Here is a 20,281-nt window from a genome sequence, read left to right as displayed (position 1 = left end):
TTTATTACTTCACTACTTTCATTGTTCCGAACATTAATCGCCAGTGGCCGGGGAATGTACACACAAACGGGTAGTTACCTGCTTCAGCCGGAGCTGTGAATTTCAGACGATAGGTTTCGTTCGGATTCACCAATGGTGTTGCCGCAATTACCTGCGGTATGCCGGGTACATAGTTTTTCTCGGCACCGTCTTTCTGGGTAATCATTTTATCGGCTGCATTTCCAATTATCTCCATACTTTTCTGCTTGCCAATTACAATGTTGTGTTGCATGGCATCAGGGTTTTCAAACACCAGCACCACCGGTTTACCGGCTTTAACGGTAAATTCCTTTTTGTCAAACTTCATTTCTTCTTTTACAGACTTGATGTTGATAACAATGGCTTCTTTGTCATCGTCGGCGTTGGCACTTTTCAGTCCCCATGCTACCATTAGCTTATTAAGCCTTTCTGCATTTGTTTCGGTCAGTTTGCTGTTCAAAGAGGCTATGAATCGGGCATTCTCTGCATTCAGTGTTCCTTTTCTACGAGGGTTCCAGCCGTTCGAAATACCTTTCAGCAAGGCAACGTTTTCGGTAGCGGGTAGTTTATCATAGTATTTCAGCAGGCTTGCCAGGGTGTCCGCAGGCATTACAGAAGCATAACTTCTGGCGGCTCTTTCAAGCGCAAATGTGGCTAATTTCTGTGCCTGTTGCACGGTAATCTTCTTGCTGTAATAATTATTTTTCTCGTTGTTTTCTTCTATTTTGTTTTCATAGTCAACCATGATATTGAAGGTATAATCACCTGGTATATCATTAGAGAAATAGAAGTCGCCAGACCACGGGCCATTCGTGTTTTTAGAAATAGTTACTGTTTCGCCCGGGGCTATTCCGGTGTTATGCACCATGCTCCATACGGTAAATTTCTGTTCCATGCCTGCAATGTCAATCCGAAGTGTTACAACGTTGCCTTTCTTTACTGAGTCTTTTCCGTTATTTTTCACCTCAACAAAGTAACGCATACCTTCACGCACATAAGGAGACGAAGGTTCGGTACGGACATTTGAAATCAGCAAATCAACACCGGCAGAAGGAGCAGGAAGCGCTTTTGGTGCTTCTTTTGGGGCTGAAGTGCCATGGTTCATAGCCGAGTGGTCATGGGTCATAGGCGCTGCAGTTTTGGCTCCTGCCATTTTATTCAGGTGTTTTTTCAATAACGCCGATTTATGGCTTGTTAATGCAACTGCAAAAGCATCAGGCAACCAGCGGTCGGTGCTTTCGGTGGCTTGCTCCATACGGTTAAGCAAAGCTTGTTCAGAGGCAGCCGTAAGCGGCATTTCGCTAAGTGCCAGAATGGCGTTTAATACCACTAAAGGTTCTTTGCTGTTCAGCAGGTCATTTTGTAAGATAACATCAACCGAGCTTTTGGTAATTGGTAAAACCTGAATGGCATTTTTCTGCACTGCCCATGAAGGGTGCTTCAATGCACTGATAACCGCTTGTAGCGCTTGCGGGTTGCTTTCTATTGCACTCAGGCCTTTCAAGGTCCAGATGGCATGGATAGCCGCAGTGTTAAGCCCGATTTCATCTACCGACTGGTCTTTTACCAGGGCAATTAAAGCCGGAACCACATCTGTTTTTCCGCGTTCAACCAATAATCTTTGTGCATGGCTTCTCCAAAACATATTATTGTTTTTCAGCGTTGCCAGCAACTCGTCAGGGCGGTCTTTACTTAAAGCCAAAGGCGTATAAGCAGGGGCGTCTTTCCAGCCTACTCTATATATACGGCCATGTGTGAAATCACGCAGGTTGGTTTCATAGGCGTTACCCGACCCGTTATCAAAGCCTTTAGGGGTTGGGTTATGCTGAATAATGTAGCTATACCAGTCTGCTACCCAAACGGCGCCGTCTGGGCCAACTTCGGCAAATACAGGCGCAAACCATTCGTCGGCACCGGCCATCAGGTTAAACGATTCCTTGTCGTCATAGTTAGTCCCTTTTTTCTCCATCAGATTCTGATGCACCACGTGGCCGGTTGGTTCGGTTACAAAGGCAATCTGGTTCCAGTATTTTTTAGGGTACGCCCTTGCTGTATAAAAATTATGACCTGCCGCCGCGGTGAATCCACCAAAAACATCTACCTGCCTTACTTTTTCAGTAATGGGCTTCATGTCTTTGTGCGTATCTGTTGAGCGGCTTCCGTTGTCTGAGTTGAAACCCGGATTGAGGAAGTTACGATGCGGGATAGCCATATACCAACCATGCGAGTTGTTAGCCGTTGACCCGAAAACGTCTCCGGCTTCATTAAAGCCCATACCCCAGGTATTGTTTGAGGTGCTGGTCATCCATTCAATTTTTGAGCCATCAGGCTTAAATCTGAACAATGCCTGCCAGAATTTTACGCTATCGCTATTGGCAACGGGTTTACCTGCAAAACCTGAATACCCTACGCTACCCCAAATCCAGTTATCAAAACCATAATGCAGGTTAGATGGCCCGGCATGGGTATCGCCCGTTCCAAAACCAGAGAACAATATCTTTTTCTCGTCGGCTTTTCCATCGCCGTCGGTATCTTTCAGAAACAACATGTGTGGCGCCTGAGAAACAATCAGGCCACCATTGGCAAACACCATTCCGGTAGGAATGCTCAGGCCATCGGCAAAACGCGTAAATTTATCGGCCTTGCCATCTTTGTCGGTGTCTTCACAAATCAGAATGTAGTCGCTTCCGCCGTTATCTTTTCTTTCGTTCGGGTAATCTTTGGTAATGAGTACATATAAACGACCTTTTTCATCCCACGACATCGCAATCGGGTGTTGTACATTGGGTTCTGCTGCAAATAAATCCAGCGTGAAATCGGCCGGCACCTGAATATGCTTCATTGATTCACTGGGTGGTAGCGGCAATTGTTGCATTGGCACACCGGGGCGTTTTTCATAGTTTGGAAGATTGGCCTCTCTGTATTCAAACGGTTTCGGGTTTAGAGCCGCATGGGCTGAACGGGCGTTTTCGTCAACTGCCCAAACGATGGCATTATAAAGCAATTGCTGAAAACCCCTGTTGCTCCAGGTGTTGTTATCGTGCCCGTAAGCGGTATAAAACACACGGCCTTTACCATAAGTGCGGGTCCAGGTATAAGGCTCAATATTGGTTTCTGGTCTGTCGCTTTTTTGATCGGCCTTTATTTCTCTTACCTGCAATACGTTGTTGTCTGGTTGCAAATGGCTGTGCAGGTAGGTTTCGTCATAAGCCTTGATTGCCGGTAAATCTTTTACAATGAGATGCGTAGGCAAAACTGTCTGCACCTGAATGGTATCCATCTTATGTCTCCAGAATTGCCCGCCTACCATTTTAACGTACTCAGGCGAATTACGGAAACAGAATGAGGCGCAATGGATAGGCAGAATACCCTTGCCGGAAGCCACGTAATCTAACAGGGCTTTTTCAGCAGCGGGGGTTATTTCGTCCCAGTTGGCATAAATCATCAGCGCATCATATTTAGCCAGATTGGCCGGGTTGATGTCTTCCAGATGGTCGGTATAAGTAAAATTAACACCTTTTGCGCCTAATGCGGCCATTAGCGTAGGGAGCCTTTCTATGGGTTTATGATGCCCGTTGTCGCCCAGAAAAAGAATTTCCAGTCGGCGGGCTTTTTGTGCCTGAACGCCTTGCCAAAGCAGAAACATCAGGAATATGAGTGTTTTTTTCATAAGTATAAAAATAAAGCAGGGCAATGAATATTGAATAGACCTACAAGTATTCGGGGCAGTATTAGCCTGCCCCGAATGATATAATTAAGCATTTGTGAAGTCTGGCAGGTACATGATTTTACCACCCTGCATGGCAGACTCATGTGCCAGAATACCTACGCTTGTCCAGTTGGCAGACTGTGCGGCATTCGGGAACGGCTCACGGTCTTCAACCAGCGCCATCACAAACTCATGAGCCAGGTGCGGGTGTGACCCTCCGTGACCGGAACCCTGCGTGAACGACAAGTGGTTGTTTTCACCCAGATCATACACACCTTTGGTTGTAAACTGCTGAATGCCTTCAGGCAATAGCTCTGCGTAGTCTTTCACCGTTACTTTTTCCGGAATTTCGTGTTCAGGCTTTTTGGCGGTGTGTATTACGTGTTGTTCGTCTTCAATAAGCGCCCACTCAAAAGATTTTTTCGAGCCGTACACCTCAAAGCTTTCACGGTATTGACGGGCAACATCAAATAGTGAACGATACACATACGCGCTCAGGTCGCTGTCTTTGAATTTGATATGTGCTGACTCAACCGCAAAAGGTGAATTATGGATTTGCGCCAGTTCTTCACGAATAGTGCCTGAACCAAAACAAGAAACGTATTCGGCTTCCAGTTTCAGCAAGCCAGCTACCGGGCCTACGCAGTGAGTAGCGTAGTGCATAGGGGGTAAGCCGGGCCAGTAATCTGGCCAACCGTCCATATCCTGCTGGTGGCTTGCTTTCAGAAATTGTACCTTACCCAGTTCGCCTTTTTCGTATAATTCTTTTACAAACAAAAACTCGCGGGCATAAACCACGGTTTCCATCATCATATATTTTTTGCCTGTTTCTTTTACTGCTTTCACAATAGCCATGCAGTCTTCTACCGAAGTAGCCATAGGTACCGTACAAGCTACGTGCTTGCCTGCATACAAGGCTTTCAGGCTTTGCTCGGCGTGGTTAGGGATAGGCGAATTGATATGTACTGCATCTACATCCGGGTCTTTCAGTAGCTCGTCATAGTCTGAGTAACGCTTTTCAATGCCGAAGGCATCTCCGATCTGATTCAGTTTCTCTACGTTACGTTGGCAGATGGCATACATATTGGTATGCGGATGGCGCTGATAGATTGGGATGAACTCAGCCCCGAAGCCAAGGCCGACGATAGCAATATTGATTTTCTTTGACATGGTTTATTTGTTTTTAGGTTCGGGTTAAATCCATTCTGGGTGTGCATGACACACGCGCTTTACGGGATTTCAGCCAATACTATTTTTTAAAAAACTAAGACTATCTTTCATTAATTGTGTTTCTGAGTCAAACATTTTACGCCAGATATTGGCCACAGCCAGTTTCTGGCTAAAGGCTTCTACCGACAGCCAGCCGTCATACTTGATTTCTTCCACAGCCTTGAAAACCTCTTCCCAGTTCACGTTTCCTTTGCCTACGGTGCTTCGGTCGTTTTCTGATACCTGAATATGAACCAGGTGCTTAGACAGCTTCCTGATGGCATCGCCCAGGTTTTTTTCTTCAATATTGGCATGGAAGGTATCGAACATTATTTTGCAGGCAGGGTGGTCTACGTCTTCTACCAGTTTAATTAGCTCGTCGGTTGATGACACCAGATAACTTTCAAACCTGTTCAGGTACTCAAGGCCTAAGGTAATGCCCAGGCTATCGGCATAATCGGCCAGTTCTTGCAGGTTTTCAACTGCCCAGCGCCATTCCTGCTCGGTTGGTGGCTGGCCGGTAAATTGTCCGAGGGCGGAGTGATAGGGCCCATTAAGCAAATTAGCGCCTAAAACCATGGCACAGTCAACAGCTCTTTTATTACGTTCAAGCGTGGCTTTACGCATGGCAGGGTCGGGGCTTATCTGGTTAAAGTCCGGGCCACAGATGGTTACCGCAATTCTGTCCAGTTCCAGCTCGTCTAGTTTTGCACGCCAGGTATACCAGTGCGATGGGTCTGTATCAAAAATGGGTACTTCAACGCCATCAAACCCCAAAGCTTTTATTTCTTCCAATACCGGAAAAAGACTCTCGTTTATTTCTGTTCCCCACAAAAGGAGATTCATCCCGAACTTCATGCTGATTTTTTTATTTTTTCACATTACAAAACTATCTTAAAAAAGTACAAAATAATGAGCCTAATTTTACTAATAATGACTGTATTTTGACATTAATTATTTTTATTGTTAAATTTAATGCTAAAATTCAGAATAGTTAGAAATGAAGCCAATCCTAAAAAAATCAGTAGACAGTGTTGTTTATTCTTTTACTTTAAAAGAGCTGGTAGAGCCGCATTTTGACCCCAACTGGCATTTTCATCCGCATTATCAGTTGTTTACCGTGCTGGAAGGCAGCGGAACAAGATTTATTGGTGATAATATCCGCCATTTTGAAGCGGGCGATACCGTTTTTTTAGGGCCGAATATTCCACATCTCTGGCAAAGCGACCGCGTGTATTTTGACCATAATTCGGGTTTACAAACGCATGGTATAGTAATTTATTTTACCGAGGATTTTCTGGGCGACGGTTTCTTTGAAAAAAGCGAAATGCACCCCCTCAAGCAATTGCTTGAAAAAGGAGAACGCGGGCTTGATATTTTTGGGAGTACGCGAGATTACATCAGGCATGAGCTGCTAAACCTGCACCAATATGAGGGCTTTGAGCGGGTGTTGAAGTTTCTGGCGATGCTGCACGAGTTGTCGCAGTCTAACGAGTATAGTTATATTGCCAGTTTTGGGTATGTAAATACGCATAAGGTTTCGGAGACCGAACGCATGCAAAAAGTGCATGAGTATGTAATGAAACACTTTAAGGAAGAAGTAAGATTGAGCGAACTTGCCTCGCTGGTTAGTATGAGCGAATCGGCCTTTTGCAGGTACTTTAAGAGCCGCACCAACAAAACTTTCTTCGATTTCATAGCCGAAATCCGTATCGGCCATGCCTGCAAGTTGCTGCATGAAGGCAGCCTGAATATTACACAGGTGGCTTATGAAAGTGGTTATAATACCATTTCAAATTTTAACCGCCAGTTTAAAGATATTACTGGTAAAACACCTTTTATGTACCAGAAAGAGTACATAAAAGGTATCAGGTAATTTGGCTTAACCAATTTGCGGGTTAAGCAGCTTTGTTATTTTTTATTTTACCAGTATTTCATTGTGCGGCAAGGCATATTGTTTGTCTAGTGTCAGCAATACTATCTGGTCGCCTTTTTTGCAACTTGATAATACTTTCTGCACATCTACTTTCATAAAATCTTCTTTTGAAAACAAAGTAATCGTCCGTGTTTCTTTTTCTTTAATGGCCACTTTAAATGGTATTGGGTTTACTGGTTTACTTTCAGTAGCCGACAGGCTCACGGTATTCACTGTCAGTTCTCCTTTGGCATCAATAGCTATTTCATTTTTATAGCCTGTTTTGGTATACTGGTCTACCACCATTTTATTGCCAACAAATGCTGCTGAGCAAATCTGCTGGCTAAATGCACTGGCTGCCAGTGCACAACAAAAGAATGCGGTTGCAAAGAGTTTTTTCATAATTGTTTTTTTTGAATGTATATTGACCCAAATGTAACTTACTGGCCACAGGCAGAAGTAAAATGAATGTAAAAAAGTGTAAATTGTATGTAATTCTGTTAAATCTGTTTCATCTTTACTCTACTTTTGTCTGATTATGAAACCAAAAATATACATCACCTGCCTGGCCATACTGGCGGCTTTAGCGCTTTCGGCAGGCACATGGTCTGTTGACGATTCAGGTGGATTTCTTGAAAAGAGAGCCATACTGGTTGTGCGTGAAATAGGCCACAAGCTTTTGCTGCATGCCGGAGACTCTACCTCAACCATACTGCCTGTAAAAAAGGTAGGCGAAAGAATCTTTCAACTCGAATTTCAGAGCAAATTTTCTTTTGTTCCGGATACACTCGTAAAAATTGTGCATGAACGGCTGGCCAATGCCCAGCTACCGCTTGATTACATGGTTAATGTTTACAGCTGCAATAAGCCTGATGTTATATTCGGATACGAGGTAAGAGCAAAACAAACTGACGTAATGCCCTGCCTTGGACGTAGACAAACAACCGACTGTTACCAGATTCAGATAGAGTTTACAGGCGATTATCAGAAAACCCTGGGCATGAATGTATGGTGGGCGGTAGGGTTTATTTTAACAGGTGGAACACTTTTTTCAATTTTCAGCGCAAGATTATTCCGGTTGGTTAAGAAAAATACAAAAGTGGCCGACAGCCCTTTTGTAATGGTGGGCAGTTTCTACTTTTATCCGGAAAGAGCCTTGCTGGTAAAAGGTAAAGACGAAGTGGAGTTATCAGACAAAGAAGCCAGACTGCTGAGCATTTTTGCGGCTAACCAGAATCAGGTAGTTGAAAGAGAAAAACTTTTAAAAGAAGTTTGGGAAGACGAAGGCGTATATGTAGTGGGCAGAAGCCTGGACGTGTTTGTTTCTAAACTAAGAAAAAAACTGCAGGCAGATGAAAGCATCAGGATAACGAGTATTCACGGAAAGGGCTATAAACTTGAAGTTTCTGCCTGATTTTTCTGGGTATTAAATGTGCCTGAGTGCTAAGCCGGCAGGTAAATAATCATTGTAAATATCCTTTCGTACTGTCAAATCTTCCATCGGCGTAATTTTCGTTTTCATGGAATATTATTATTTTTTTCTTGCTAAAACTCTTAACTTTACCGAAATTATGGAGGAGTATACATTTGAGCTAGTACAATGCCTATAAATAGCTGTTTGTAGGTTTTTTTAAAGCCATTAAGCTTATGGAAGAAGAAATAATTGAAATAGAAAGATATTCAGAAAAAGAAAAGTACGCGGTCTTTGATAAGGAATTTATGCCTCATATTGACTCGATGTACAATTTCGCCTTCAGACTTACCAACGACGAAGACGATGCCAATGACCTGGTACAGGATACCTATCTGAAGGCATTCAGGTTTATCAATTCATTTGAGCGTGGAACTAATGCAAAAGCGTGGTTGTTTAGAATACTGAAAAACAGTTTCATAAACGACTACCGCAAGAAAAGCAAGGAGCCGTCAAAGGTTGATTATCAGGACGTTGAAACTACCTATAATTCGGTAGAAGATGCCGAAATGGATGCCACAACTGACCTGCGGACCGAGACTGTTCAGGATATGATTGGCGACGAGGTGGCTAATGCTTTAAACAGCCTGCCCGTTGATTTTCGTACGGTAATTATCCTTTGCGATATTGAAGGGTTTACGTATGAAGAAATGGCAAAAATTTTGGACATACCTATCGGAACGGTTAGGTCAAGATTACACAGAGCAAGGAATTTGTTGAAAGAGAAGCTGAAAAGCTACGCCTCATCTATGGGCTACAAGACCGATGAAATGGCAGAGCAGGATTAAGCAGGCGGTCTTGAATTAGACTTTATTAAGGATTAGAAACTATCGATAATTAGTGTGGATGGCCAAAAGCCTGAAACAATAAAACAAAACATTAATTGAGAGGGCGCAGAGTGGAGTCCCCTAAACATTATACCAATGAAACATAGGTGTGAAAATCATCAGAAGTGTATGCAAATGATACAGGCTGTACTTGATGGATCGGCATCAGAGGCTGAGCTAGAGCATTTTAAGTTACACATGGACGATTGTATGCCCTGCATTGAGGGTTATAAATTGGAGAAGAGTATCAAAGACGCACTTCAATTAAAGATGGAAAAGAAATGCTGCCCGCAGTCGACAGTAGTAGATATAAGAGCAAAAGTAGGACTGGGATTATTGATATTAATGTTTGTGTTTGCCGAAGTAAAACTGTATCATTTGTTGTTTAGTTGATGATTTCGCTATCTTTGCAAAATATTCAGCCATCAGGTTTAAAAGCCTGGTGGCTTTTTTAATAATTCATTTCAGCTACCCACCTTGTTTGGGCAAGGTAAAAAACACTCTCAATGAAAGGTAAAGCCATTATTTTTTGCGCTCCGTCCGGCTCCGGAAAAACTACCATTGTTAAGCACCTGCTTGATAAATACGCAAACCTCGGGTTTTCTATCTCGGCCTGCACAAGAGATAAGCGCGGCAGAAACGAAGAAAACGGAAAAGACTATTATTTTCTGACAATACACGATTTTAAGGAAAAAATTGACAACGAAGCATTTATTGAATGGGAAGAGGTGTATCCGGGTGCGTACTATGGCACCTTGAAGTCGGAGATTGAACGGATGTGGGCAGAAGGTAAAAACGTAATTTTTGATGTTGACGTAAAAGGTGGGTTGAATCTGAAAAAGTATTTTGGCGATAATGCCCTGGCTATTTATGTAAAGGTGCCGTCAATGGAAGAACTGGAGAAGCGTTTAAGAAACAGAGGTACTGATAGTGAAGACAGTATTTCAAGACGCCTGTATAAGATGAAGTTTGAGATGGAGTTTCAGAGCCGCTTTGACGTGATACTTCTGAACGATGATATTGAGACTTCGTGGCAAAAAGCAGAAGAACTTTACGAAAGTTTTGTAAGAAATGAATTGAAGATAGAGCAGAAACCGCTTGAAATATAAAGAAGGCTTTAAAAAATATTGTGCCACGGTTTTGCTCTGATGAGCCCAGCCGTGGCACAATTGCTTTATTAATGAAGGAAGTGTCTCACCCCGGTTAATACCATTGCCACCCCATTTTTATTACAGAAATCAATAGAGTCCTGGTCACGGATAGAGCCTCCCGGCTGAACTACCGCATTTATGCCTGCTTCATGGGCAATCTCCACACAGTCTGGGAACGGGAAGAAGGCCTCAGAAGCCATTGCTGCTCCTGTTAAATCAAATCCAAATGTTTTGGCTTTGTCAATGGCTTGCTTCAGGGCATCAACGCGCGAAGTTTGCCCCACACCACAAGCCAGTAACTGACCGTCTTTTGCCAGCACCACATTGTTTGATTTCAGGTGTTTGCATATTTTCAAAGCAAACTCTAGCGCTTTTACCTCGCTTTCGGTCGGCGCTTTTTCGGTAGCTACCTTAAAGTCTTTACCAGTTTCAATGGCGTTGTCTTTGTCTTGTTCTAACACACCATTCAACAAAGTGCGGAATTGTTTTTTACTTAATTCAACCGGTTTTCTGATAAGCAATCGGCGGTCTTTTTTCTTTTTCAGAATGGCCAGCGCGTCGTCATCGAACGAAGGCGCAATTAAAATCTCGAAAAACAGCTTATGCAGCTCTTCTGCTGTGGCCAGGTCAACGTTAGCATTGGTAATAATAACACCACCAAAAGCCGAAACGGGGTCACAAGCCAGTGCATTTACATAGGCCTGATGCGCCGTAGGGGCTGACGCCACACCACAGGCATTGTTATGTTTAATAATTACAAAAGAGGTTTCTTCAAACTCATCAATCAGTCTTACGCAAGCCTCTACGTCCATCAGGTTATTGTATGATAATTCCTTGCCGTGTATCTGGTCAAACATTTTATCCAGATCACCGTAGAATGTAGCCGCCTGATGCGGGTTTTCGCCATAGCGTAGTTCTTTCTTTGGTAATGCTGCAAAACTTTGCAGACTATTGTAAACATCATTAGCAAAGTAAGCATGAATGGCCGTGTCATATTGCGAACTCATGGCAAAACCTTCCATGGCATAACGGCGGCGGTCTTCCAGGTCAGTGCCGCAATCTTTGGCTTGAAGTATATTGAAGACGTCGTCGTACTGGTTACGAGACGAAACAATCAGAACGTCGTTAAAATTTTTGGCAGCGCCGCGTATCAACGATATACCGCCGATATCTATTTTCTCGATAATGTCTTCTTCTCCGGCACCAGAAGCCACCGTTTCCTGAAACGGATATAAATCTACAATCACTAAATCAATTGACGGAATTTCAAATTGAGCAGCTGTCTGAACGTCTCCTTCGTTGTCTCTGCGATACAGAATGCCACCAAAAACTTTTGGATGAAGGGTTTTTACACGCCCACCAAAAATAGAAGGGTAACTGGTCAGGTCTTCTACGGCTGTAACCGGTATGCCCAGGTCTTCAATGAAACTTTGGGTGCCGCCCGTTGAGAAAATCTGAACGTTATGTTCGTGCAATAATTTTACTATTTTATCTAAACCGTCTTTGTAGTAAACCGAAATAAGAGCCGATTGTATTTTCTTAGCCATTTTGGAATGTTTTGCTATTAATGGTATGTAATTCTATGGACAGGTGTGGCCATAGATTATGGTTGTGAAAACGAAAGTGCAAAATTAGTGCTTTTTTGTAATACGTCAGCATTTTTAGGTAAACATTCAAAAATGCCGGGTATTGAACCCAAAAACATGGTTTCAGAAGATTTTGAGTAGTATTGGTCAGTTAATTATTAGTTGGCACATCGCAAAAAAATACAAATTTTTTTAACTGGAATAGTGCCTGTATTAGAGCCGGGGTTTCCAGGTTATTTCTTCGCTGCCTAGTTCCTGTGTCATTTTGCGCGATAACACGAACAGATAATCAGACAGCCGATTCAGGTATTTTACAACCATTGGGTTTACCTCTTCTTCTTCTGCCAAACGAATCACCAGCCTTTCGGCTCTGCGGCACACCGTACGCCCCAGGTGTGCATAAGATACCGACTGATGCCCTCCGGGCAGAACAAAGGCACGCAAAGGGGATAATTCGGTATCCATTTTATCCATTTCTTTTTCCAGTAGTGTAATGTCTTCATCAAACAGGCTGGGTATTGGTTTTTTTCTTAATTCTTCCGGCTCTGAGGCCAAATCAGCGCCGATAGTAAAAAGCCTGTCCTGAATTTCTTTCAGCACATCCCGTCTTGGTTCGTTCACGGGTTGGTCTCTTATCAGGCCTATCCATGAGTTCAACTCGTCTACCGTGCCGTAAGATTCAATCTTCAGGGCGCCTTTGCTAACCCTGCGGCCTCCTACAAGTGCGGTTGTGCCTTTGTCGCCGGTTTTGGTATATATTTTCATTTGCCTGTTAAAAAGTCTTTATAAGTACTGCACTCGTCTATTAACTGAGAAGCATAGTTGGTGCTTTGATATTTTGTTTTCAGAAGATTGAAATATGTGGCGTATTTTTCTCTTCGTAAATTCTCCAGCGTTTTGTTTATCTCTTTTTCTTTTCTGGTGCGTTCATCGTCGGGTAAAAGATAAAGGCCGTCATACAAGGCAGTATAAACCAACTCGTATCTGATTTTCTGACAGGCTGCGGCCAGATAACAGGCCTTTGCGGCATCTTCAGCAGTTGGGGCGGTTTTCATGGCCTTGTCAAAATACGCCAGCGATTTTGCTGAGGTGTAATAATCGTCCTTTTCATTTCTCTGTTCTCCGCCGCTCCATCCTCTTCGTTGCAGAATCCAGCTATTCCCAAAATAGCTCATATTATAGCTGCCACAACCCAACAACAACCAGCTTTGGTAGTCGGCAGGGTTTTTATTGACTTTTTCTTGCAATTCGGCCATTCGAAGCGCAAATGAAAGGGGCGTAACTCTTTGTTTGGGGTTGGTATCGCCTTGCCCGTCGAGATGAAAAGGGTTTACATCCAGATACGTCTTGAATGGCTCTGCCTGCCACGTTGCAGGTGAAATATGCTGCCATGCCTCTGCTGCTTTGGTGTATTGATGTTCTGCCAGCGCCCTTCTGCCTAAAACAGTGTAGAGGTAATCATTGGTCAACCCGGTTAGTTTTATTAATCTTTTATCAAAATCATTCTGATTTTTACTGCTGAAATAACTGATAACACCATAAATAGTGGCCGAAGAGGTAGAGTCTTCAATGGCATACTGGTCGGCATTGCTCATAAAATAGGCAGTTAGCGTATTGCTATCGGTTTGTTTGGAATACCCCAGCTGAGAGGAAGTTAGCATTGATAATAGAAAAGCTTTGGCTGTGCTTTCAGAAGAAGGTATGAACTTTTTGTTTTTTTTGCCGAAACATCCTGAAAGCCACCCGAGCGTTTTGTTTTCTTTAGGTTTAGAGACAGCCGCTTCCATTTTCCGGCCATTGGCTTCTGTAAATTCATCGGTTACGGGCTGGCCGCGATATTTAGCTGCAAGTATCCGGCAGGCGGCGTTAAAGTTATTAGCTACCCTGAAATTGCGCGAGTTGGAGAAGCGTTCCAGCAAGAGTATTACCTTTCTTTCAATTTCGGGTGTTATATGTTCTGTTTCGCTGACAAGTAATGTCAGTTCCTGCATAGCTATCTGGTCTTGCAGGGCTTTATTGGTAGTAGGTATGGCTTTTGCTTTTTGCAATAAGTCAGCTGCTTTTTTGTAGTCTCTGGCAATAAATGTGAGATAAGCAGCTGATGTATACCAGAAAGGTGATGTTTTTAGTGAAGGATTTTCTGCAGATTCTAATGAGAAATTCAATAACTTATTGAAATACCCCGGAGCATCGGTTTTCAGATTAGCTTTTTTAAGCGAATCCAGGTTCCAGTACGCATATTTCAGGTCTTCGCGGGTATTAAAAAAGAAGTCCTCATTTTTATTGATTTCACGCGCCATTACAAATTCAAGTAAGGGGCTGTTGGCATTCAGGTCTCTGATTTGTTCCATCATCGGCAGGCCATCCTGAAATGGCAGCACAGCAGTGGCGGCATATATATTGGCTCGTTCGGCATCGGTTTTGCAAAGTTTCAATGCCTCGTCTTTCAGCTTGGGCAGGTAGGTTCTCAGGCTCAGATACGCCTCTTTGCGGCGAGTTGGGGCATTAACAAAAATCTGAGAGAACTGGTAATATGCCTGTGTTGAGTCGCCGGCATGCACATAAGCCCCGGCCATGCGCGCACAAGCCCAATCGCTGATGAATGTCTTCGTCGGCAAAGATTTTACTAAAGAATTGTAAAAGTCAATGCTTTGTTGGGGCTTACCGGCCATATCGGCCACTTTTACAGCCTGGTAGGCCAGCCGTTCTTTTATAAAGGCATCTGTGCTTTGGTTGTATTCAGACTTTATCAGGTTTAACCAGGCCTCAAAGTCGGGTTTAGTGGCGGTTCCGCCTGCTTCTGTAGCGATGTCAGCAACGGCTATTTTTTTTGAAAACTCCAGATATTGTAGTGCATGCAAATTACCTTTTTCCTTAAGCGCCTGGCTTAGGCCTGTAGTAGTTTTGCTGCCATATCTCGGGTAAAGTTCTTCCGTTACAATACTATCTTCAATGCCAGCGTAATTGGCCCATGCTTTGGTATTGGCAGCTTCTGCAGGGTCTGTTGGTGAGTCAGCATACCAATCAGAATCATCATACAAAAACTGAGGGGTAAAGTTGTAAGGATGGAATGCAGCCTCATTACGGGCGCTTTCAGGCATGAAGAAACTCTTGAACTCGTCGTAGTCGAAGGGTTGAGGCCCACAGGCCATTAATAGTAAAATAATGACAGATTTAGTCCGGTAACCCAAACGAAAGAAAGATCTGGCAGAGCTGCTCATGGCTGTAATGAGATGTAATTTCAGGGTCTAAATAATAGAATACAAATGTAAGTTTTTGTGTGGAAATTTGCTTGCTTATTGCCTTCGAACCTTTCAAAAGTTCGTCATGCGTTACTTCTTCTGTTCGTATCAGGTCGCCTTTACGTAACGACATTCCAAAGGCATAAGTATCAGTTTCTACATCATATCGGTTGCCGTCTTTTCTTAAAAAAGTTTGCCTGTTCAGCGTGGCTTCGTCCAGCTTATTAACAACTGTCATGAAGCGATTGTTTCGATAAAAAACCGCCCACCTGAATATCGGGAAGGCAACATCCAGCGCCAGGGGATATTTGCTGAGCGTGGCTGTGTACTGCGAAGCCGCGTTGAGGTCAAAAATAGAGTTTTTGATGTTGGGGTTTTTCCAGTCAGACATATTGTAAAACATCAGCATGCCTCTGTCAACAGGCGGGATACCCGTTTTGTGCGCAAACTTGATTTGGTGTAAACGAATAGTAGCCGAGAGGGTTTTATCCAGGTTTTGTTGTTTCAGTAATTCAAGTAAGCGAAAATATTTCTGCCTGGTGCTGATAGTCCAGTCGCAATCAATTTGGATTTCATTAAAATACAGACCCGACCATACCTTCATCAACTGAGTTTGCATGAAGTCTGCCAGGTTCTTTATATCGGCATACGTTAATTGTTTGAGGGTCTGGTTGGTAATAAAAACGGCAGGGACCAGCGTAATGGTTTTAGGAGGCAGGTCATCAAACTGTACAGGGGCTTTTGTGGCAGGCGCATTGGCTTTAAAATCCCAGTCTATATCAAAGGCTTTAATGTAAAGTTTGTTGATATGGCAGGTATCAAGTGTTTTTTTGTCGGCTTCGGTCAATTTAAACGACGATTTCCAGTAATAAAACCCTCTGGTCAGGTCTTTGGGTGGTGTATCTGTTCTGCAGGACTGAATAAGCAGAACAATCAAAAACAGGTGAAATCGCATAAACAGGTGCCCACTTAAAAGTTTGCCAAATATACAAAGGGGTAGAATGAAAAAAGTTTTTTTGAGAAAAATCTAAATCTGTAATGTACCTTTGCCATTAAAATTGGTCGTGCTACCCGATGCATTTGTTTTAGAAAGTGATTTGCAGAGTAGCCTGTAAATCAAAAATTTCCTTCTGATGTCTATATCAAATATATTTTTCAGCTTGTGGCGTAAAGTATCTATGCCATTTTTAGCTATTACTTTAATTGTTTGTTATTTTACTTTTCCTGATGACGTAGCCGTTCATCATACTTCATCCGGCAGGCCTGATGACTTCATTAGCAAGCAAGACTTCTTTTATATCGCTTTTGGTACCATCATCGTATTTAATTTTCTGCTGAACCTGCTCAAAAGCCAGGTACTAAGATTGAATTTTGCACAGCTAAACCAGAAAAGCCTGTGGGCCAAAAATACAGATGCGTTGAGACAGTTGCTAGCCACCTGGTTTGATGTTTTCATAGCGGTTATTAATACCTATATGATTTTCTTTTTGCTGGCGCTGAGCCGTGTGAATCGTTCGGAAGACCAGAAACTGGATATTAATTACGACTGGTTTGTTTTGGCTGGTGCAGTTATTTTGCTTGTGGTTATATTTTATCTGCCCGTTAAATTATTGTACACCAATCCTGAAACAAAGGAATAAGTGTAGCCTATAGATTCGGAAAGTATGATAACCCTTGATTTAGATAAATATACGTATCATCTGCCAGATGAGCGAATCGCCCGGTTTCCGGTTGAACCCCGTGACGTGTCTAAACTACTGGTTTACAAAGACTCTTTAATAAGCGAAGACCGTTTCTATAACCTGGCAGCGCATCTGCCGAAAGAATCTTTTCTGGTTTTCAACAACACAAAAGTGATTCCCGCTAGGCTTTATTTTCAAAAAGAAAGCGGAGCGTTGATTGAGATTTTCCTGCTGAATCCTGTTGCACCTTCCACGGTCATATCGCAGGTAATGGAAACGCGCGATACCTGTACGTGGGCCTGCATGATTGGTAATAAGAAAAGGCTGAAGGGCAGGCTGACGGGTAAATATAGTGTTCATACTAAAGATGATCTGGAACTGGTAGCAGAACTGGTTGACAACGAAAAAAACTATGTGCAGTTTACCTGGAATAACCCTGAACTGACCTTCGCAGAGATTGTTCGGTTTTTTGGCCAGATTCCGTTGCCACCTTACCTGAAACGAGAAACCGAAGAGAAGGATTACGATACCTACCAGACCGTTTATTCTAAAAACGACGGTGCCGTGGCTGCACCCACAGCAGGGCTGCATTTTACCGAAAAAGTGTTGTTCGACCTGGTTACTAATGATATTGAATACGATTTCATAACCCTGCACGTAGGAGCAGGGACGTTTCAGCCCATTAAGGTGCAGAATGTGGTAGAACACCAGATGCACTCTGAACAGATTGTGTTTGAAAAAGACTTTATAAAAAAACTGCTTGCGAATAGGGCATTTGTGATACCAGTGGGCACAACCTCTATGAGGTCGCTTGAAAGCCTGTACTGGTTTGGCGTAAAACTATTGGAAGGGAATGAGACTTTCTTTATTGAAAAGCTGTTTCCGTATCAATGGCAGAACGAAGTCAGCATTGAGGCATCGTTGCAGGCTGTGTTGAACTACATGGACCTGAAAAACATAGAACAACTGATTGGCGAAACCGAGATTTTCATTTTTCCGGGCTATCAGTTCAGAATCTGTAAAGGAATTATTACCAATTTTCATCAGCCCGACTCAACCCTTATTCTGCTTGTAGCAGCCTTGGTAGGCGATAACTGGAGAACAATCTATGATTTTGCGCTTGAAAATAACTTTCGTTTTCTCAGTTATGGTGATTCTTCGCTACTGATTCCGTAATTTTGCCAATCAAATTTCGTTATGGTTTAAAACCGCTATTCTAAAAATATCCTTAATATCCGCTGATGGAACAAATACACAGTCAAAAGCAATCAAAAAATACACTTACAGTAGGTCTCACTTCGCTGCTTCTTATCGTTAGTTTGCTATCATCTGCCCAGATACGGCCATTGAGCCAGTATGGCTTTAAGGTGGGTACGGGTATATCGAAAACAATTATTGTTGATAACCCCAGTAATATTATACCCAAGTTCAGAAATGACTACAATGCGGGTTTGTTCTATCGTCTTAATCTGAAGAAATTCAGTATCCAGCCAGAAGTATATTATCAGGTAAGAGGGGGCAGCTTCAAGGCTTCTACCAATTTTGCCGAAACCGGCAATACCATTTTACGTAATCAGTACCGGTACATTAGCGTACCTGTGTTATTTGGTTATGAGGTAGCCAAAAATATTTCAATTGTGGCAGGGCCAGAGTACGGCTATGCCATAAATGCCGGAACCAGCCGGGGGCCATATAACCAGCATGACCTGAACGTAGTAGGTGGCCTGCGAATTGATATGTTGGATGTGGCTCATTTGTTTAGTATTAATATCCGGTATGTTCATGGTTTATCTAATACAACCAATAAAACTTACACCCCGACTGGCAAGGCCCCGATACCTTTGGAGTTCCAGAACAGAACGCTTCAGATTTCGGCAACTTATAATTTCAGCGATTATTTCAACTGGTGGAGGAAACACGGCGACAAGAAAAAAAAGAAATAAATTTAGTAACGATGATTTGTTAAATCGTTTGTAAGTTTGCAACAGAAATAAGTGCCACGCCCCGCAAAGCGTGGCACGCTTATTAAATATACGTTTTAAATTTCCCGCCGCTTGCGGGCGTGCCGACGAATCGGTTGAGTATGAATTTTATTGAAGAATTACGCTGGCGTGGTATGTTGCAAGACGCCATGCCGGGCACAGAAGACCAGCTGAACAAAGAAATGACCGCCGGGTATATCGGGTTTGACCCAACGGCCAGGTCGTTACATATAGGTAATCTGGCAACTGTTATGTTGCTGAAACATTTTCAGCTGGCAGGCCACAAACCTTATGCACTGGTAGGCGGAGCAACCGGAATGGTGGGTGACCCCTCAGGTAAATCGGCCGAGCGTCAGTTTTTGTCAGAAGAAACACTGAAAGAAAACCAGGATGCCATTCGTGCGCAATTGTCTAAATTTCTGGATTTTGATTGTGGGGTAAACTCGGCCGAGATTGTAAATAACTACGACTGGTTTAAGGAAATAGGCTTTTTGCAGTTTCTGCGCGAAGTAGGCAAGTATCTGACGGTTAATTACATGATGTCTAAAGACTCTGTAAAAAACCGTTTGCAAACCGGTATTTCGTTCACCGAGTTTTCATATCAGTTGTTGCAGGGTTACGATTACTACTGGCTATATAAAAATAAAGGCGTACGTATTCAGATGGGTGGTTCTGACCAGTGGGGTAACATCACAACCGGTACAGAGCTTATCAGAAGAAAAGAATCGGCCATAACCGGCGAAGATAACAGCGAGGATGCGGCAGATTATCAGGCATTTGCACTGACTACTCCATTAGTAACCAAAGCAGACGGAACCAAGTTTGGTAAGTCTGAAGGTGGTAACGTATGGTTAGATGCGGGCATGACCTCGCCTTATGCTTTCTATCAGTTCTGGCTTAACCAGAACGACGCCGATGTGCCGCGTTTATTGCGGGTATTTACTTTATACTCAAAAGCTGAAATTGAAGAGATTGAAAAGCAGCATGCCGAAGCGCCGCATCTGAGAATTGCCCAGAAGGCTTTAGGTAAAGATGTAACCATACGGGTACACGGTGAAGCGCAATATGAGCTGGCCGTGAAGGCGTCTGAGGTTTTATTTGGTAAAGCTACACTTGAAACCCTGCAAAGTCTGGACGAAAATACCTTTACCAGTGTTTTTGAAGGTGTGCCACAAACTGAAATCAGCAAGGAAGAATGGGATACCTGCACCAACGTGCTTGATTTGATATCGGTAGTAACCCGCAATGAAGTATATGCCTCTAAAGGCGAAGCCCGCAGAGCCATACAGGGTAACGGGGTGAGCATTAACAAAGAGAAAATTACCGACGAGAAACTGGCGTTATCGTCTTTGCAATTACTGCAGGGCAAATATCTGCTGGTAGGTAAGGGCAAGAAGAATCATATTGTGAAAATAAGCTGATACCGGCAGCCGCCGGCTGATGCAGCAAATAAAAATATTACCAAAGATTATTAGTTATTTTATTGATT

The 20,281-nt window shown here is 43.1% G+C and carries 17 protein-coding genes; 9 read left to right on the top strand and 8 right to left on the bottom strand.

Features of this window, described 5'->3' with window-relative positions:
* Positions 1–4: 4 nt before the first annotated feature.
* From MB380_RS18275 to MB380_RS18265, 3 genes are all read right to left on the bottom strand, one after another.
* The gene (locus MB380_RS18275) at positions 5–3,688 is read right to left on the bottom strand and encodes a PVC-type heme-binding CxxCH protein (protein ID WP_253529537.1); all 3,684 of its coding nucleotides are present in this window, start codon (positions 3,686–3,688) and stop codon (positions 5–7) included.
* An 84-nt stretch (positions 3,689–3,772) separates the two neighbouring features.
* A complete protein-coding gene (locus MB380_RS18270) occupies positions 3,773–4,897 on the bottom strand; it encodes a Gfo/Idh/MocA family protein (RefSeq protein ID WP_253529535.1) in 1,125 nt (374 codons plus the stop codon).
* Positions 4,898–4,966: 69 nt separating this feature from the next.
* Positions 4,967–5,782, bottom strand: coding sequence for a sugar phosphate isomerase/epimerase (locus tag MB380_RS18265; protein WP_253529533.1), 816 nt, complete (start codon positions 5,780–5,782; stop codon positions 4,967–4,969).
* A gap of 154 nt (positions 5,783–5,936) precedes the next feature.
* On the opposite strand from MB380_RS18265, the gene MB380_RS18260 reads away from it, so the two are divergent.
* A complete protein-coding gene (locus tag MB380_RS18260; RefSeq protein ID WP_253529529.1) occupies positions 5,937–6,812 on the top strand; it encodes an AraC family transcriptional regulator in 876 nt (291 codons plus the stop codon).
* A gap of 42 nt (positions 6,813–6,854) precedes the next feature.
* On the opposite strand, the gene MB380_RS18255 is transcribed toward MB380_RS18260, so the two are convergent.
* Positions 6,855–7,253, bottom strand: coding sequence for a hypothetical protein (locus tag MB380_RS18255; protein WP_253529526.1), 399 nt, complete (start codon positions 7,251–7,253; stop codon positions 6,855–6,857).
* A gap of 136 nt (positions 7,254–7,389) precedes the next feature.
* On the opposite strand from MB380_RS18255, the gene MB380_RS18250 reads away from it, so the two are divergent.
* The 4 genes from MB380_RS18250 to gmk all read left to right on the top strand — a co-directional run bounded on the left by MB380_RS18250 (position 7,390) and on the right by gmk (position 10,258).
* A complete protein-coding gene (locus tag MB380_RS18250) occupies positions 7,390–8,265 on the top strand; it encodes a winged helix-turn-helix domain-containing protein (protein ID WP_253529523.1) in 876 nt (291 codons plus the stop codon).
* Positions 8,266–8,498: 233 nt separating this feature from the next.
* Positions 8,499–9,110: a sigma-70 family RNA polymerase sigma factor gene (locus tag MB380_RS18245; protein WP_101728108.1), complete on the top strand. Its 612-nt coding sequence runs from the start codon at positions 8,499–8,501 to the stop codon at positions 9,108–9,110.
* Between the two features lie 135 nt (positions 9,111–9,245).
* Complete coding sequence (locus tag MB380_RS18240; protein WP_253529520.1) at positions 9,246–9,542, top strand: hypothetical protein; 297 nt, start codon at positions 9,246–9,248, stop codon at positions 9,540–9,542.
* Between the two features lie 113 nt (positions 9,543–9,655).
* On the top strand, positions 9,656–10,258 hold the full coding sequence (gene gmk / locus MB380_RS18235; protein WP_253529516.1) for a guanylate kinase: 603 nt from the start codon (positions 9,656–9,658) through the stop codon (positions 10,256–10,258).
* 68 nt (positions 10,259–10,326) lie between these two features.
* Here the strand turns inward: gmk and purH are convergent, their stop codons facing one another.
* The 4 genes from purH to MB380_RS18215 all read right to left on the bottom strand — a co-directional run bounded on the left by purH (position 10,327) and on the right by MB380_RS18215 (position 16,083).
* Complete coding sequence (gene purH / locus MB380_RS18230) at positions 10,327–11,847, bottom strand: bifunctional phosphoribosylaminoimidazolecarboxamide formyltransferase/IMP cyclohydrolase (RefSeq protein ID WP_253529514.1); 1,521 nt, start codon at positions 11,845–11,847, stop codon at positions 10,327–10,329.
* Positions 11,848–12,099: 252 nt separating this feature from the next.
* Entirely contained in the window at positions 12,100–12,651 is a 552-nt protein-coding gene (locus MB380_RS18225) for a cob(I)yrinic acid a,c-diamide adenosyltransferase (RefSeq protein WP_253529512.1), read from the bottom strand.
* Entirely contained in the window at positions 12,648–15,107 is a 2,460-nt protein-coding gene (locus MB380_RS18220; RefSeq protein ID WP_253529508.1) for a hypothetical protein, read from the bottom strand. Before MB380_RS18220 ends, MB380_RS18225 begins: the two co-directional genes overlap by 4 nt.
* Positions 15,061–16,083, bottom strand: coding sequence for a hypothetical protein (locus tag MB380_RS18215; protein ID WP_253529506.1), 1,023 nt, complete (start codon positions 16,081–16,083; stop codon positions 15,061–15,063). The genes MB380_RS18220 and MB380_RS18215 overlap by 47 nt, the downstream gene beginning before the upstream one ends.
* A gap of 178 nt (positions 16,084–16,261) precedes the next feature.
* Between MB380_RS18215 and MB380_RS18210 the strand changes: the two genes are divergently transcribed.
* The 4 genes from MB380_RS18210 to tyrS all read left to right on the top strand — a co-directional run bounded on the left by MB380_RS18210 (position 16,262) and on the right by tyrS (position 20,213).
* On the top strand, positions 16,262–16,768 hold the full coding sequence (locus MB380_RS18210; protein ID WP_253529496.1) for a hypothetical protein: 507 nt from the start codon (positions 16,262–16,264) through the stop codon (positions 16,766–16,768).
* Positions 16,769–16,792: 24 nt separating this feature from the next.
* On the top strand, positions 16,793–17,986 hold the full coding sequence (locus MB380_RS18205) for an S-adenosylmethionine:tRNA ribosyltransferase-isomerase (RefSeq protein WP_253529493.1): 1,194 nt from the start codon (positions 16,793–16,795) through the stop codon (positions 17,984–17,986).
* Positions 17,987–18,051: 65 nt separating this feature from the next.
* Positions 18,052–18,753, top strand: coding sequence for a porin family protein (locus MB380_RS18200; RefSeq protein WP_101728100.1), 702 nt, complete (start codon positions 18,052–18,054; stop codon positions 18,751–18,753).
* 140 nt (positions 18,754–18,893) lie between these two features.
* The gene (tyrS, locus tag MB380_RS18195; protein WP_253529490.1) at positions 18,894–20,213 is read left to right on the top strand and encodes a tyrosine--tRNA ligase; all 1,320 of its coding nucleotides are present in this window, start codon (positions 18,894–18,896) and stop codon (positions 20,211–20,213) included.
* Positions 20,214–20,281 lie beyond the last annotated feature (68 nt).

Source organism: Emticicia sp. 21SJ11W-3 (assembly GCF_024138715.1).
Lineage (GTDB): Bacteria > Bacteroidota > Bacteroidia > Cytophagales > Spirosomataceae > Emticicia > Emticicia fluvialis.
This window is presented reverse-complemented; position numbering and strand designations above follow the sequence as displayed.